We start from the raw sequence: 16,453 nt of genomic DNA on the forward strand, positions 1-16,453 counted from the left end.
GGCATGCCTCCGTCTGGGCCGCCCCTTGAAGACCCGAGGGGGAAGGGCGGCGAACGCCGTGCGCCTCTTAGCGCGCGGCCAAGGGACTTCCAAAGCCTTTCAGAAACCGTCGTCCACCGTGCCTTTCTTTCAGGCGCGGTGCGTCACATCCTCCATGGAGAAATGCGGCACCGACACGATGCCATCCTTCAATTCCACGACCCGTCCCGAGTGGTCCGTGGCCAGGTGGATGACCGTCGCCTCCGGGAAGCGGTGACGGTAGTCATTGGCGTGCGTGGGTTCATTGTCGAACGCCGCCACCACGGTGCCCATGCGGCCCAGGCGCGCGTGCGCCTCGCGCTTGAAGGCGTCGTCGTTCTCCGCGAGCGTGGGCTTCATGACCAGGTGCACGCGCCCGTCCGCGCCGGGGGGCGTCACCATTCCGCAGCGCGCGAGGCATGACACGGTGCCTTCACGCATCGCTTCATGGCGGCCCGTCAGGTAGACGACCTGCGCGCCCGTGGCGGCCACCGCCTGCGTGAAGGCGGCCGCGCCGTCAATCGCCTCGTCGGAGACGCAGTAGGCGCTGGTGAAGAAGCGCTCCTGCCAGAAGGCGCGCGCGTCCGCATAGCGCTGCTCCACCTCCGCGTCCTCCATGCCGCACGCGCGCATGGCGGCGCGCATGTCCCAGCCGGTGTCCCAGTGGCGCGGCTCGCACACGGAGAGCAGGCTCAGGGACCGCGCGTCACCGTACTCGCGCAGGATGCGCGCCTGGCGGGGCCGGTTGTCGAAGAGGGTGGAGTCCAGGTCGAACGCCAGGACGGCCTGCGGACCGAGCGAGCGGGCCTTCTCCAGGATGCTTTGGAGCGTGTCGCGCCAGTCCGGCCGCACGCGCTGCTTGAGATCTTCAAATGCCATGGACGCCGGAAGATACATGCCCCCGGCGCGAGGCTGGCCATCAAATCACGCGCCCTGGCGCAACGCGGCCGGCCGGATGGGCAGCGACCCCGCGGGCTCCGAGGCCTCCACCCGAGCCTCTGGGGCCCGGGCGAAGTTCTGCATGCGCTGGATGCCGTTGCGATCCAACACCAGGCGGACCAGCTGCGCGGATTCATGACGCACGCCGTCCTCCATCACCGTGAAGCGGAAGACCAGGTCCACCGGGTAGCGCTTCGCGCCGCGGATGTGGCCCACGGAGAAGTCCTCCAGGTCCACGTACTCCAGCGCGAACTCCGGCTCGTCCATGTCGCGCAGGAAGCGCCCCACGTTCAGCCGGAGGATGTCCGTGACGCCCGTGAGGCCGCGCTCGGAGCGGGGCAGCAGGCGCGCGTCCAGCACGATGCGCTTCTGGTAGCGGATCACGGCTTCCGACAGCTCGCCCTGGGACACGGTGAGGAAGTCATCCTGCAGCCGCAGCGACGACACCGCCTGCGGCACCTTCACCGCCGCGCCGTAGTCCACGCGCTCCTCGCAGATGCCAATGGCGCGCGCCGTGACGGGGTCCACCAGGTCCGTGGTGCGGTCGTACAGGTGCGTGGCGGCCACGCGGCTGAACATGCGCCGCAGCCCTTCCTTGATGCGGTCCTTCATCATGTAGCCGACCACGGCCACCAGGAAGAAGTTGAGGCTCACCTGCGTGAAGCGGACCTGCGCCCAGAGCGCCACCGACGTGGCGAAGGCCATGGCCACGCCCGCCGCGATGGCGAACAGCACCTCCTCCCAGCCCTGCCGCCGCTGGCGACGGCGCGAGGACAGGAAGAGCACGTTCATGCAGAACTTCTTCAGGAAGCCCAGCCGCTGCATGTACTCCTCGTTGTCCCCGGTGGGGCTCAACACGGAGCGCAGCCGGTGCTCCTTGCGATAGGACTCCTCGCGCAGCACCGCCTCCATCAGCCCCTTGCGCAAGGGCAGCCACGGCCCCGTGCGCGGCAGCGCGTCCATGTCCGCCACCGCGCGGCGGAAGAACTGCTCCACCAGCAGGCTCACGTACTCGTCCACCAGCCGCAGCGACGCGCGCGTCTTCTCCTGGAGCTTCGCCTCACCGGTGGCGCGCAGCCACGCACGGAAGCGCTCCAGCACCACGGGCACGGACTCCCCCGCCTGCCGCACCACCGTCTCCAGGTCCACCCTTCCCGCCTCGCCCGTCTTGGCGTCACAGCGCGTCTCCACCGTGGTGGCGAACCTGCGCAGCGCGCCGCGCAGCACGCACGAGAAGAGCTTCGCCTGGTAGACGACGTCCGACTCCGGAGCCAGGCCAATGCGCTGCCACGCCTCCAGCTTCACCAGCGGCGAGCCCTCCGAGGACAGGAGCTCCCCCAGCCCCATCACCGGCGTCTTGAAGCGCACGTAGTTGTGGATGTCCGCGTAGAAGTCCGCGCGAGGGTACGTCTCCGCGTCGATGTTCAGACTCGACGGCAGGAAGAGGTAGGCCTCCACCAGGTAGCGCGTCTCATCCGCGCCCGTGGGCTGGTACTCGAGCTTGATCTCGAACTGCTTGCGATCGTGGACGTCGAATCGGCTGTGGAGCGCTTCAGGTACCTGGGACACAGACTCCAGTCTATGTCACAGGGCTGTCACACGGGAGTCACCCTCACTTCGGGGCAGTAGAGCGTCAGGGGGGGCACACCGGACGCCCTTCCGCTGGAGCCTCAACCGTTGGTGCCCGTACGAGAAGACGCACCCGGCACGGCGCCCGGGACGACGTCGCCCACCGGCAGGGGCGCCGCCTTGGGCTGGGGCTTCGCGTTCCACACCCGCGTCGCCAGCACCAGGCCCACGACGGCCAGCGGCAGCATGGCCAGGGGCCAGGGCTTCCAGTTGGCGGGGTCCTTCATGGCGTCGCCAGTGGGCAGGATGGCCCCGTAGACGAGCGCGTGGATGGCCGTGCCCGCGTACACCGCGCCGTCGATGATGCCCACCACGATGCCCGCGTTCTTCTTGCCGCCGAAGTCCATGGTGGCCGTGCCGGACAGCATGCCGTGCACGCCGATGACGCACAGGGACATGAACACCACGGACCAGCCGGCGCCCGGCGTCCCCAGGAGGAACACCGCGCCGACAGCGCCCAGGAGCAGGCCCGCGTAGAGCACCGCGGACACGGGGCCCCGGCGCGAGTCGAAGATGCGGTCGCTGATGACGCCCGCGAACATGCCGCCCAGGATGCCGGCGACGCACGACAGCATGCCCCAGTTGGAGGCCACGAAGCCGCCGGACTCCCCAATGGCCTTGGCGTACTTGGGGAACCACTGCATCACCGCGTTGCGCAGGAAGCCGCTGCAGAACTCCACGCCCAGGATGATGAGGATGACGCGGTTGCTCAACAGCTTGCCGAACATCTGCGGCACGGTGAGCGCCGGGCCCGTCTCCCCGCTGGAAGCGTCCGCCGTGTCGAAGTCCGGGTGGCCCGTCTGCGACGGCGTGTCGCGGATGACGAAGAAGTCCAGCACCAGGAAGCCCAGGAGTAGCGTCGCGGGCACGAAGAACACCCACCACACCGGCGCCGCGTCCGCGATGAAGCGGCACCAGTCGAACGCGAAGTACAGGCCCAGCGAGATGAGGATGCCGAACACGCCGCCCAGCTGGCCGCGCTCGCGCACGTGGAACCACGACGCGTTCACCTTGACGATGGAGACCGCGCCGAAGCTCTGGAAGTACATGTTCACGCTGTAGAGGAACGCGAGCCACGCCACCACGCCGCCCGGCGGGGCCCAGCCGTTCTTCAGCACCGCGTACACCAGCCCGCCCATGGCGATGTTCGCCACCGCGCTGCCGCCCGCGGACAGCAGGATGGTGAAGCGGCCGCCCAGCTTGTCCGTCAGCGGGCCATTGAGGAGGAAGGCCGCGCCGTAGGTCAGCGTCCCCCAGAAGAAGATGGTGGCGAAGTCCGCGTTGGACGTCTGCGCGCCCATGGCGCTGGTCGCCACGTTGACGTTGTAGCGCCCCATATAGAGGAACGCGTACGTCAGGCCCAGCGGGAACCAGTTGAAGAAGCGGCGGCGGCGGAACGCATCGGTATGCCCCAGCTCCACCTTCGGCAGCCGTGAGAGCACCAGGCCAATGGCCCCGAGCAGGATGACGATGGGGAGCAGCTGGGCCAGCCACGGGGGCAGCGACGACATGCGACGAACCTCGCCTGCAGGAGGAAGCGGAACGGGGCAACACCCTACCCCGTCCGTCCTCCCCCCGGAAACAGCAAGCGGCGTCAGGAAAGCCGGGCGAGCAGTCGCGTGAGGGACACCTCCGTCTTCGCGTCCGCGATGTCACCCCGACGGCACGCGTCCAGCACCGCGTTCAACGACCGCCACTGAAGGTGGATGCCCTCCTCCAATGGAGAGCCGTCCCCCTCCACCTCGCCCTGCGCCACGCCGGTGACGTCCACCGCGGCCGGGAAGACCTTCTCCGACAGGATGCCCGGCGCGAGGAAGAACGCGCCGCCCAACAGCTGGATGTCCTCCGGTCGCACCGTGTAGCCCGCCTCCTCCTTCACTTCTTCCGCCGCGCGGCGGCGAAGCCCCTCCTCACCTTTGTCAGCAGGCTCCAGCAGCCCCGCGACGATTTCCTCCACGCGCAGATGGCTCACCGTGTCAGGCACGGTCATGGACGCGGTCTGCTCGCGGCGGAAGTACGCCGCGGGGCGCAGGTTCATCCGCGTCAGGACTTCCACGTTTCCATCCGACGCACGGCGGTAGATGAGCACCGACACCGCGTCCAACCGGGGCCGGTCCACCACATCCACCCGGTACACCGGAGACGACGAGCCATCCGCACGCCGGTTGCGGCAGCGCAGCCGACGCACTCGGAGGAAACCCTCGTCACAACGCGCCGTGGCGGAGAAATCCTCGATGATCTCGATGTCAGTTACATTGGAACTGCTGGGACGCATGTCTGCCTGCTCTCCTGGTGTCCTGGTAGGTGGAGGTGCCACGGTGGCGTTGCTTGCCCGTGCACCCTTGATCCCGTAGGTTGCGCCGTCCTCAAGTCGTCACTCTCTACGAATCACGGATCCGCCACGAATGTGTCGCGCACTGCTCGGCCTCTTCTGCGCCTGCGCCCTGGCCCTCGCCTCGTGCATGCCTGTGCTGGAAGGCCAGGATTACCACCTCGAAGGTCAGGAGGTGCGGCTTACCCTCCTCCATACCTCTGACATCCACTCGCGGCTCGTCCCGTACGACTTCACGCCGCTGAAGACGGACCAGGACCTGGAGCTCATCCCGGAGGCCGGTCCCTTTGGCGGTGCCACGCGCATCGGGTCCATCCTCAAGCGCGAGCGCGCGAAGGGCGACCGCGTCCTGCACCTGGACTCTGGAGACTGCTTCCAGGGCGCGCCCATCTTCAACGTGAACACGGGCGAGGCGGAGTTCCGCTTCCTCTCCGAGACCCGTCTGGACGCCGCCGTGGTGGGCAACCACGAGTTCGACGCGGGCGCCCTCAACTTCGTCCAGAAGGCGCGCAATTTCGCCAACTTCCCGCTGCTGGCCGCCAACTACTACTGGGACGACCCGAAGACGACCGGCACCAACGGCGCCTCCATGGTGACCGCCCCCTACAGCATCCGGACGGTGAAGGGCCTGCGGGTGGGCGTCATCGGCATGGCGAACATCTCCTCGCTCAACTCCATCGTGGAGGGCGGCAACAGCCTCCAGGTGACGCCGCTGGAGCAGAACGAGGCCGCGCGCGCCTACGTGGAGCTGCTGCGCCCGGTGACGGACCTGATTGTCATCGTCAGCCACCTGGGCCTCACCGAGGACCAGGATCTCATCCAGGGCTACGAGGGCTACTATGAGTACGGCCGCGCCAAGCCCTTCATCAACCGCTCGCACGACGCGTGGAAGGTGCTGGAGTGGTTCGGGCCGGAAGGCAACGACAAGTCGGTGGTGCGCGTGCACATCGCGGGCGTCACCGGCATGGACGTCATCCTGGGCGGCCACCTGCACGTGGTGCTCAACCCGCCGCAGCTGGTGACGGACCCCGCCGGCCGCAAGGTCGTGCTGTCGCACTCGGGCGCGTTCGCCAAGTACGTGGGCCGCCTGGAGCTGGTCGTGAAGATGCCCAACCAGCTGGGCGAGGGCGAGGGCGCCGAGGTCGTCAGCCAGGACTACCACGCGTTCCCGGTGGACGCGCTCTGGTGCAACGAGGCGATGCGCAAGTACCGCTTCGACGACAACATCTTCTGGGACCCGGGCGAGTTCATCAACGCGCCGGGCGTGCGCGAGGCCATCGCCGAGTGCGGCCGTCAGGAGGACGCGCAGGTGACGGACCTGCTCATCCCGTACCTGCTGGGCATGGACGTGAAGCTGCAGCTCACCTCCATCTTCTCCTACGCCCCCCTGGACGTGCAGCGGCGCAACAACTCCAACGGCGGTGACTCGCCGCTGGGCAACATCGCCGCGGACTCCATGCGCAAGCGCAACCGCGTGGAGGCGGAGATGGCGCTCACCAACTCCCTGGGCATCCGCGACAACCTCTACGCGGGCGTGGTGACGCAGGAGGCGATGTTCAACGTGTTCCCCTTCGAGAACACCATCAACATCATGTACCTGTCCGGCGCGGAGATGCAGGAGATGTTCGACTTCGTCACCGAGCGCTCCGCGGAGCGCGGGTGCGTGAGCCAGGCGCAGGTCTCCGGCGCCCGCTTCACCATGGACTGTGCCCAGGTGCAGCTCAACGACCTGCGCGTCGCGTGCACCCCGGCCACGGTGGCCACCGCCTGCCCCCAGGAGAACCGCGAGGGCCACGCGCCCTGGCAGTGCCTGGAGGACACCGCGGGTTCGCGCTGCTGGGCGCACCCGGGCATCAACATCGAGATCAACGGCCGGCCGCTGGACACCAACGGCACGTACAAGGTCGCGGTGAACGACTACATCGCCAAGGGCGGCTCCGGCTTCACGGTGCTCAAGCGCAACACCACGCGCATCGAGACGGGCATCAGCCTGCGCGACTCGCTCATCGGCTACATGCAGGGCTTCTGCAACTGCGACGACCTGCTCAACGGCCGGGAGACGTCCAGCAACGGCACGCGCTGCGGCTCGCTGGTCGGCGGCAAGTGGACGGTGGACGAGAAGACGCTGAACTCCTGCAAGGTGTCCAAGGCCTTCGAGGAAGGGCTCGACAAGACCGTGGGCAGCTGCTCGTGCCGGGACCTGCTCAAGGTGACCGACAACGCCCAGGAGCAGCCGGCGGCCATGGCCCGGTGCGGCCTGGCGGACACGACGAAGCAGGCGGCCCTGGAGCAGTGCGCGCTGCCGCAAGGCCCCTACACCGGCCGCTGCACCTGCCGGGACCTGCTGACGGGGAACAACCCCACGTGCGGCAACGTGACGAGCCAGCTGCGTTCATTCTGTGAGAAGCCCACAGCCATGCCCATCGCGAGCGCCATCGAGGATGGCCGCATCGGGCGGAGGGTGAAGTAATGAAGCGACTCTTCCTGCTGTCCACGCTGGCCCTGGCGGCCGGCTGCTACACGAAGGAGTCCGAGGAGCCCACCGGACTCACGTCCTTCCGCGTGGAGGTGACGAGCATCACCACCGGGGGTTCCGCCGCGACGCTGCTGCCGGTGGTGAACGCCTGCGCCGGGAAGTACGGCAACGACCAGGCCGCGGTGCCGCCCGAGGTGCGTGGCACCACGGACTGCCCCTACACCCTGCCCCGGTCGGACGTGGACATCGGTCTGTCCATCACCGCGCTGGACGGCACCGGTGGGGAGATGACGACCTTCAACGGGCCGGTGTCCTTCCGGGTCATCCCGGGCGACCTCACCGGTGAGTACGGCCAGCGCTGGACGCAGCTCACCAACGGCAAGGGCACCGGCACCGTGCGCGTGGCCCACCTGTACGGCGAGACGCACGTCTGGGTGCAGGACCAGGACCTGGAGCTGGTCTACGCGGACGGCGGCGTCGTGGGCGACCTTTCCCAGCTGCCCCAGGAGCCGGCCACGCGCACCCTCGCGACCGGCCTGTCCCACGGCATCCGGTTCGAGGAGCCCTCCCTGGCCACCATCAACCTGCCCGAGGGCGGCTCGGAGACGAGCGTCTTCATCAAGCAGTTCATGCGCGTGGGCCGCAATCCGGAGTCCGGCGAGCCGCTGACGCAGAACTGCGACCCGTCCGACCCCAACAACGGCAAGCAGATGATGCTGCTGGTGACGGGCACGGACTCCAGCGGCTTCTACGTCACGGACATGACGGCCTGCCGCGTGCTGGAGAAGAGCGTCACGGGCGCGAACGTCCAGACCGCGGAGCCGGATGGCTTCAACCCGGGCCGCTTCAACAGCATCTACATCTACAACTACTCCTTCCCGGAAGGGCTGGACTCCGGCGACCTGCTCTGGACGCTGTCCGGCACGGTGGCGGAGTTCACCAACACCACGCAGATGAGCTTCCCCGCCTGGACGCTGCGGGAGAACGTGCGCCTGTTGCCGCAGGACCAGTGGAACAAGTACCTGGCCCAGGTGCCGCCCGTGGAGATCAACGGCCGGCTGTGCGGCTACAGCGGTTCGCCGTACCTGGACGACATCCTGTGCGGCTACAGCTACAAGAACTACAAGATGGAGAGCCTGGAGTCTTCGCTGGTGAAGCTGCGCCGGGTGAAGTTCCCCAAGGTGTTCCGCAACTGCGACGCCAACGGCAACAACGACATGCCCATGTTCTGCCCGGTGGGCAGCAGCGCGTCGCGCACCTGGCAGAACTGCTTCGAGGAGCCGCCGGATGATCCGGATCTCCCGGAGCGCCAGTGCGTCATCGACTGCACGCTGGGCATTGGCGAGTACGCCGGCACCATCTGCGCGGAGAAGACGACGTACACGAGCTTCGGTCAGTTCGTGGTGGAGATGAACGCCACCGGTCCCGCGTCCATGGGCATGGACGAGTCCGTCCCCAACCGCATCATGAACGTCAACGTGGGCACCACGCCCGTGCGGCCGGACAAGTCGCTGCCCCAGGGCTACCGGATGAACATCATCTGCACCCAGCCGGTGCACGCGCGCTTCGGCCCGGTGAGCGTGACGGCGGACCAGACGGACACGCTCATCGCGGCCAACACCCGCTTCGAGTACACGCTGAAGGGCTCCGAGGTGACGGTCGCGCTGGTGCGCGACGCCGCCGCCACGGCCAACGCCGCGTGCAAGGTCGCTCCGGACACGCGCTCGCGCATCAGCCTGCAGATCAAGGACGCGGTGCCGGACCTCAACCCGGACTGCAACGAGAACGATGCCGACGCGGCGAAGGCGCTCCAGTGCAAGCAGCTGCGCGCGGCCACCTTCGACGTCGTGGGTCACCTGAAGCACGTGGGTCCGGCGCGTCCGCGCTGGAACGTCCTGCCGAGAGACCAGGACGACCTGTGCTGCTACCCCGGGCCCGGGATGGAGTGCCCGAAGCCCATCAAGCCGTGCCCGTAGTCGCCATTCACCTTTGATTTGAGCAGTCGCATTGCGCGCCCCGGCGGTAAGCCGGGGCGCTGGGAGGAGCGGTCTCCCCCGGACCGCTTCCTGGAGGGAATTTGAAAACGTTGCAGACGCTGGCCCTGGCGGGCCTGACAACCCTTTCCGCGCCCGCTTGGGCCGGGGACTTCGTGGACACCCGTTTGTCGTTCGTCTTCGCGGACGACAACGTGCTGGCGGGCGCGGGAGAGACCACTCCCAACAGCCCGAACGCGCGCTTTGGCGCGGGCAACCAGAACACGCAGTTCTACGACAACTTCAACACCCGGTTCTCCGGCTTCGAGTCGCTGTCGAACGTCGTGCTCTACAAGCGCATGCCGGCGTTCTTCGAGGGCCTCACGACGGAGGCGGCCCTCACGCTGCTGGTGCTGGAGCGCCCGTCTGGCGGTGTCGACATCCTCGACAACTCCAGCTACGTGCGCCTGAACTACCAGCCGCCGGGCTGGGGTGAGAAGGAAGGCATCTCGCTCACCGGCTTCCCGGTGTCCGCGGACCGCTTCCGTCTGGGCTATGCGTACCGCATCTCCTGGGGCGGCAGCTCCATCTTCACCAACCGCGCGTCCGCGGCGGGTGTGCCGGGCGCCAAGTTCCAGGTGACGCGCGACCGCTGGTACGCGTACGTGGGCGGCAAGACGGCGCTGGTGCTCAACGACCTCATCCTGGAGCAGGAAACGCTCTACGGCGTGATGGCCGGCGCGGGCTGGGACATCCTGGAGACGCTGCGCGTGGAGGCCGGCGGCGGCTACTTCCAGAAGGGCATCGTCCCGGGTCTGGCGAACCAGTCCATCGAGGCGGGCGTCAACTCGGCCGGCGTGTCCGGGCAGGTCGTCTACCACGTGGGCGTGCCGGTGGGCACGAGCGTGGACTTCCGGCTCTACAAGAACGACCCGGAAATCTACCAGCGCTTCTTCGCGCCGGAGACGTACCCGGGTGGCCTGTCGTACTCCTTGTCGCTGGAGGGCAGCTACCTCACGCAGACCCTGCAGGACCCGGACAAGTTCGGCGCCACCAAGCCCCAGGGGGCCGTGGCGCTCGCCTTCCAGGGCCGCGCGAAGCTGAACCGGTTCCGCTTCAACGCGCTGGCGCTGGTGCGCAGCCTGTCCTTCATCCAGTTCGACGTGCCGGGCTTCCCCCCGTTCCAGGACTTCCCCACGGGCACGGTCCTGAAGCCTGAAGTCTTCGGCGCGCTGGGCGTGGACTACAACATCGAGAAGCTGCACCTGACGCCGGGCTTCATCATCGGCGCGCAGCAGCCGGCGTCCTTCCGCAGCCCGGTTCCGCTCGTGGGCGGCAGCAACCCGCCCCCCAGCCTCACCGGGACGCGCACGGTCGTGGTGCGTGACGCCAACCAGCTGAGCATCCTGCCCAGCACCTGCGGTGGCACCAGCGCCTGCGAGGCGGAGCTCATCTGGTCCGCGAAGGCCACCTTCCGGTGGGACCTGTCGGAGACGGTCGCGGCCGTGGGTGAGGTCTACTACACGTACGACACCAACCGGACCACGTTCGAGGACGACGTGACGGGCATCGCGCAGCCGAACTTCGAGAAGCCGCACGCGCTGGGCTTCAACACGCTGCTGCAGGCGCGCTTCTAGGCCGCCCTGCCCTCTTCGGGCAGCTTCGCGGGGCCCGCCGTGCATCACGGCGGGCCCTTCGTGTTTCTAGAAGGCGGACGTCATCCGCACCACCTCGTCGAAGGCGGTGAGGCCCTGCGCCAGCTTGCGCACGGCGGCCTCGCGCAGCGTGCGCATGCCACCGCGGCGCGCCGCCTGTACCAGGTGCTCGTAGGGCGCCTCGCGGGCGATGAGCTCACGCACCTCCCGGTTTGTGGAGACGATTTCGAAGACGCCGGTGCGGCCGGAGAAGCCTGTGCCGCGGCAGCGCACGCACCCCGCGCCCTTGGACAGCTTCACGCCGCCGGGCAACAGCGGCAGCGGCGCATCGAGTGCCAGCAGTTCGTCCGGCGTGAGCACCGCGTCCTCCGCGCAGTGCACGCAGACGCGGCGCAGCAGGCGCTGGGCCATGACCCCCAGCAGGCTCTGAGCGAGGAGGAAGGCCGGCACGCCCAGGTCCTTCATGCGCGCCACCGCGCCCAGCGCGTCGTTGGTGTGCAGCGTGGAGAGCACCAGGTGGCCGGTGAGCGCGGCTTGAATCGCGTTCTCCGCCGTCTCCGCGTCGCGGATTTCGCCCACCATGATGACGTCCGGGTCCTGGCGCAGGATGTGGCGCAGCGCCCCCGCGAAATCCAGGCCCACCTTGGGCTGCACCTGCACCTGGTTGAAGGTGTCCCACACCATTTCGATGGGGTCTTCAATCGTGGTGACGTTGACGTCCGGCCCCGCCACCGCCTTGAGCGCGGAGTAGAGCGTCGTCGTCTTGCCGCTGCCCGTGGGGCCCGTCACCAGGATGAGGCCGTGGGGTTGATCAATCCACGACTCGAAGTGGCCCTTCTCGTCCGGATCGAAACCCAGCTGGGCGATGTCCTGCACCAGCGTCTCCGGGTCGAAGATACGGATGACCACCTTCTCGCCGAACGCGGTGGGCAGCGTGGAGACGCGGAGCTCCACCTCGCGGCCGTCGCGCTCCGTCTTGATGCGGCCGTCCTGGGGGCGGCGCTTCTCTGAGATGTCGATGCGCGACAGCATCTTCACGCGCGACACGATGGGCGGGTGCACCTGCGCGGGCAGCGTGTAGACGGGGTGCAGCACACCGTCGATGCGCAGGCGCACCACGGCGGTGGCCCGCTTCGGTTCGATGTGGATGTCCGACGCGCGATTGTCGAACGCGTAGCGCAGCAGGTAGTCCACCGCCTGCACCACCGGCCGGTCGGACGCCTCCAGCTCCTGCGTGCCGCTGAGCGACACCAGCTGCTCGAAGTTGGCGATCTGCGCGTTCGCGCCACTGAAGTCGTCCGCGGCCTGGGCCAGCGTCTTCTTGAAGCCGTAGATGTCCGCGATGGAGCGGAGGATGTCCGTCTTCGCGGACAGCACGGGCTCCACCGGCTCGCCGGTGAGCCGGTGGAAGGACTCGAAGAGCTCGCGGTCGAAGGGGTTGGCCACCGCCACGCGCAGCCGCCCCTGTTCGGTGCGCTCCAGGGGCAGCAGCACGTGCTTCTGCGCGTAGGGCCGGGACACCGTGCGGGTGGCCAGCGCCATGTCCATCTTCAGCGGATCCAACTTCCGGTAGGCCAGCCCCGCGGCGCGCGCGGCGGCCTCCGTGACGCGGTCCTCGTCCAGCACGCCACGCCCCCCCGGCGCCGGAATCTGGAAGGCCGCGACCAGCTCCACGGGTGACACGTCATAGCGTGCCGCGTCCTTGCCCGTTCCGGCCTGCGCCTTGATGACGCGGGCGCGCGCGGCGGGCTCTCGCGCCAGCACCTCCTGCGCCTGCTGTGGTGTCAGCAGGCGCTGGGCGACCAGGGCCTCCAGGACGAAGCCGAGAGTGAAATCCGTGGCGCCGCGCGAGGGGCCGCTGCTTCCGGGGGGAGGCGCCTGGGTCACACGTTCCTCCTTCTGCGGGTGGCCAGGAGCAACACCCCGAGCCCCACGAGGAATGCCGCGGAGGACGGGCCGCTCTGGCAGCCGCAACCGCCGGGGTCGTTGTTCGTTCCGCCCGTGCCGCCGTCCAACGGAGGGGGCGGCGGCGTGCCACCGTCACTGCACAGGGTGCAGGTGCCGCCGTCCGTCTTCACGTACGGGTCGTAGCACTGGCCGCCATTGCCGCAGTACAGGCCGTTGGGGCAGTCCTGGTTGGTGCGGCAGGGGGCGATGCAGGCGGTCCCCTCCTGGAACGGCACGCACTGGAGCGGCGAGGAGCAGGTGCCCGTGCCGCAGTCGCGGAAGCAGAAGCGGTCCTCGCCAGTGCCCGCCGAGCGGCAGGTGCTGCCGGGGCCGCACGTGCAAGCGGCCACCGAACACGGCTCCGCGCACACGCCCTGCGGGTTGCCGTTGAGCTTCAGGCACTGCTGGTTGAAGCCGCACTCCGAATCCTGGAGGCACGGGTCGCCAACGCTGCGCGTGCCCGTCAGCTGCTGCACGCAGGCGTGGTCGCACGAGCGGCAGGCGTAGTTGGAGCCACAGTCGTTGTTGGTGGAGCAGTCGGCGACGCACACGTCGCCCCCGCCGTTGGGCAGCGTGTTGCAGGTATAGCCGTCGCGACAGTCACCCTTTCCCGGGCGGCAGTTCTTCAGACAGCGCTTGCCCACGGAGCCCACGGATGCGCACGTGGAGCCGGTGGGGCAGTCCGCGTTGGCGACGCAGGACTCCGTGCAGTAGCCGTCCTTCCAGGCCGGGAAGGCGGGGGTCTTGTCCGCGTCCGTGAGGCAGCGCGAATCCGCCGCGCCGCACGAGGAGGCGCTGGCGCAGGGGTTGCCCACCTTGGTGCCCGTGCCAATCGCCTCCGGCAGACAGGCGAACTGCGAGCCGGCGATGAGCGTGGACGCGCGGCACTGGTAGGGGTCCGGGCAGGCTCCGGGCGCACCGGACGGGCACGCCTTGGAGCAGATCTTCATCGAGTTGCCGCTGGTGGTGGACTGGGTCGTGACACAGGTGAGCCCCGCGGAGCACGCGGTGGTGTCACAGGGCGAGCCCACCGCTCCCGTCTGCGGGTAGCGCTGGCAGAACGCGCCCCGGTCATAGGACGACAGGGTGCGCCGCTGCACGCCCGTCTCCTGCGCGAAGTACATCACCGAGTCCGGGTACTCATACGTGCTGCCCAGGCCCAGGCAGTGGCCCACCTCGCGCATCACCGCCGTCTGGATGTCCATGAAGCCCGCGGGCGTGGGGGTGAACGAGGTGAACTTGTAGCGCACGGCGTTGAGGAAGATGTCGCACTGGTAGACGTTGCCGCCGTGGCTCAGAGGCACCGCGACGGACACGCTCGTCTCGTTGAGCACGTCCTTGTACTGGGTGCTGAGCGGGTCGGTGACCCAGATGGCGGCGACGCTGAAGCCGTCCAGCCGATCGTTCACGTCCGGGATGGGGACGATGGTGGAGCGGCCCTTGTACGTGAAGGCGGGCCACGCGCAGTCCACGTCCTGCCAGGCCTGGAAGGACTTCTTCACCGCGTCTTCCACCAGCGAGATGTCATTGCCCGCCGGCTGGTTGTTGCGCGCGTCCACGTAGTACGGGAACGGGTCCTGGCTGTTGTTGAGCACCCAGTGATCCAGGAACTGGTAGCCCCCCTGGGCCTGCGCCGTCGTGGCCAGCGCCAGCAGTCCAAGGAGGAAGACACTCCGCTGCGTCCCACGCATCATCACCCGCACCTCGTCACGTCACGTCCGCACGGGGCGCTCCGACTGGGCGCCCGGACGTCACCGGGCGCGCAGTCTACCCGTGAACGGCGCGAACGGTGGCATCCACCAGCGCTTCGGGCGTGGGACGCTCGGCCACGGCGGCCACGGGGATTCCCAGCTGCGTCAGCGCGGTCGCCGTGGTGGGGCCAATGGCCACCACCTTCGCGGAGGCCAGCGGCTCACGGCCCACCCCCTCCACGAAGGCCTCCGCGGTGCGCGGCGAAGCAAAGAGCACCACCTGGGGCGGGGACGCGGCCAGCTGGGCGAGCGCCTCCGGGTCGACGGCGGCCGGCGCGCTGCGATAGGCCGTCACGCGCGTGACACGCACGCCCAGGTCGCGCAGGCCGTCCTCCAACTCCCGCCGCCCCTCCTCCGCCGCGGGCAGGAGCACGTCGTCCTCCGGCCCCAGCACGTCGCGCAGGGCGGTGAAGAGCGCCGCGCCGGTGCCCTCGTGGGGTTCTGCCTCCACCTTCAGGCCAAAGCCCTCCACGGCCCTCGCGGTGCGCGGCCCCACGGCGGCCAGCTTCACGCGGGACAGCCGGTCCAACGTGCCGGCGAGCCGCAGGGCCTCCAGGAAGGACTCCACGGCGGAGGGGCTGGCGAACACCACCCAGTGGTAGCGCTGCACGTGCTCCGCGGCGGACGCGAGCGGGCGCGGGTCCTCCGGCGGATGCAGCTCCAACAGCGGCAGGCTGAGGACCTCCGCGCCCTCGTCCTCCAGGAGGAAGCACAGCTCCTCTGCCCGCTCACGGGGGCGCGTCACCAAGATTCGGATGCCATCCAGTCGCCGGTCCACGGGCTGGCACTCTAGGCGCGGGACGCGCCTTCGCGGCGGCCGAAATCGCGCAGGATGTCTCCCGCCCCGCGCGAAAGGAGCTCGTCCGCGAGCGATTCGCCCAGCCGCTCCGCTTCCGGTACGGGCCCCTTCACCTCGCCCCGCACCACCAGCGAACCGTCCGGCCGGCCCACCAATCCGCGCAGGTACACCTGGCCGTCCTCCACCGTGGCGTGGCCGGCGAGCGGCACGCTGCAGCCGCCCTCCAGCTTCGCCAGGAAGGCGCGCTCGGCCCGCACGGCGTTGCGCGTGAGGGCGTCTTCCAGGGGGGCGAGCAGCGCGCGCACGTCCGCGTCCGCCTCGCGGCACTGGATGGCCAACACGCCCTGCCCCACCGCCGGCAGGCTCTCCGCCACCGGCACCACCTGGGTGATGTGGTGGTCCAATCCCAGGCGCTTGAGCCCCGCCGCCGCCAGCATGGCGCCCGCGAGCTGCAAATCGCGCGTCTTCTGCAGGCGCGTCTGCACGTTGCCGCGCAGGGAGACGATCTCCAGGTCCGGCCGGCGCGCGCGCAGGATGCAGCTGCGCCGCAGCGACGACGTGCCCACCTTCGCGCCCGCGGGCAGCATCGCCAGCGTGTGCCCGTCCGGGCTGCAGAATGCGTCGCGCGGGTCCTCGCGCGCCGGCACCGCCGCCAGGATGAGCCCCTCCGGGAACACCGACGTCATGTCCTTGAGGCTGTGCACCGCCACGTCCGCGCGGCCGTCGAGCAGGGCCTGCTCAATCTCCTTCACGAACAGGCCCTTGCCGCCCACCGCGGACAGCGGCGCGGACAGGAAGCGGTCGCCCTCGGTGATCATCTTCACCAGGGTGACCTCCAGGCCGGGGTTGCGCTCGGTGAGGAGCGAGGCCACGTGATTCGCCTGCCACAGCGCCAGCGGGCTCTCCCGCGTCGCGATGCGCACCGTCTTCATCG

Annotated in this window: 11 protein-coding genes; 3 read left to right on the plus strand and 8 right to left on the minus strand. The window is 69.1% G+C overall.

Annotation, left to right across the window (positions count from 1 at the left end; translation table 11 throughout):
• Positions 1 to 129: 129 nt before the first annotated feature.
• The 4 genes from D7Y15_RS04705 to D7Y15_RS04720 form a co-directional block, all read right to left on the minus strand.
• Positions 130 to 897 carry a hypothetical protein gene (locus D7Y15_RS04705; RefSeq protein ID WP_120574971.1) on the minus strand — a complete coding sequence of 256 codons (768 nt, stop codon included), beginning with the start codon at positions 895 to 897 and terminating at the stop codon, positions 130 to 132.
• A 45-nt stretch (positions 898 to 942) separates the two neighbouring features.
• Positions 943 to 2,526, minus strand: a complete 1,584-nt coding sequence (locus D7Y15_RS04710; RefSeq protein WP_121751815.1) for a hypothetical protein — start codon at positions 2,524 to 2,526, stop codon at positions 943 to 945.
• A gap of 101 nt (positions 2,527 to 2,627) precedes the next feature.
• Positions 2,628 to 4,097 carry an MFS transporter gene (locus tag D7Y15_RS04715; protein WP_121751816.1) on the minus strand — a complete coding sequence of 490 codons (1,470 nt, stop codon included), beginning with the start codon at positions 4,095 to 4,097 and terminating at the stop codon, positions 2,628 to 2,630.
• Positions 4,098 to 4,180: 83 nt separating this feature from the next.
• Entirely contained in the window at positions 4,181 to 4,861 is a 681-nt protein-coding gene (locus tag D7Y15_RS04720; RefSeq protein ID WP_121751817.1) for an NUDIX hydrolase, read from the minus strand.
• A gap of 232 nt (positions 4,862 to 5,093) precedes the next feature.
• Between D7Y15_RS04720 and D7Y15_RS04725 the strand changes: the two genes are divergently transcribed.
• From D7Y15_RS04725 to D7Y15_RS04735, 3 genes are all read left to right on the plus strand, one after another.
• Positions 5,094 to 7,388 (plus strand): bifunctional UDP-sugar hydrolase/5'-nucleotidase, encoded by a 2,295-nt coding sequence (locus D7Y15_RS04725; protein ID WP_233604824.1) that lies wholly within the window; start codon positions 5,094 to 5,096, stop codon positions 7,386 to 7,388.
• Entirely contained in the window at positions 7,388 to 9,370 is a 1,983-nt protein-coding gene (locus D7Y15_RS04730) for a hypothetical protein (protein ID WP_120574940.1), read from the plus strand. Before D7Y15_RS04725 ends, D7Y15_RS04730 begins: the two co-directional genes overlap by 1 nt.
• Positions 9,371 to 9,471: 101 nt before the next feature.
• On the plus strand, positions 9,472 to 11,004 hold the full coding sequence (locus D7Y15_RS04735; RefSeq protein ID WP_169820980.1) for a hypothetical protein: 1,533 nt from the start codon (positions 9,472 to 9,474) through the stop codon (positions 11,002 to 11,004).
• A 66-nt stretch (positions 11,005 to 11,070) separates the two neighbouring features.
• Here the strand turns inward: D7Y15_RS04735 and D7Y15_RS04740 are convergent, their stop codons facing one another.
• The 4 genes from D7Y15_RS04740 to hemC form a co-directional block, all read right to left on the minus strand.
• Entirely contained in the window at positions 11,071 to 12,909 is a 1,839-nt protein-coding gene (locus D7Y15_RS04740) for a GspE/PulE family protein (protein ID WP_121751818.1), read from the minus strand.
• Positions 12,906 to 14,663: an MYXO-CTERM sorting domain-containing protein gene (locus tag D7Y15_RS04745; RefSeq protein WP_120574937.1), complete on the minus strand. Its 1,758-nt coding sequence runs from the start codon at positions 14,661 to 14,663 to the stop codon at positions 12,906 to 12,908. The genes D7Y15_RS04740 and D7Y15_RS04745 overlap by 4 nt, the downstream gene beginning before the upstream one ends.
• A gap of 73 nt (positions 14,664 to 14,736) precedes the next feature.
• A complete protein-coding gene (locus D7Y15_RS04750; RefSeq protein WP_120574936.1) occupies positions 14,737 to 15,498 on the minus strand; it encodes a uroporphyrinogen-III synthase in 762 nt (253 codons plus the stop codon).
• Positions 15,499 to 15,509: 11 nt separating this feature from the next.
• Positions 15,510 to 16,451 (minus strand): hydroxymethylbilane synthase, encoded by a 942-nt coding sequence (gene hemC / locus D7Y15_RS04755; protein ID WP_120574970.1) that lies wholly within the window; start codon positions 16,449 to 16,451, stop codon positions 15,510 to 15,512.
• Between the last annotated feature and the right edge of the window lie 2 nt (positions 16,452 to 16,453).

The organism is Corallococcus sp. AB030 (genome assembly GCF_003668965.1).
In the GTDB taxonomy this organism is placed as follows: Bacteria; Myxococcota; Myxococcia; order Myxococcales; family Myxococcaceae; genus Corallococcus; species Corallococcus exiguus.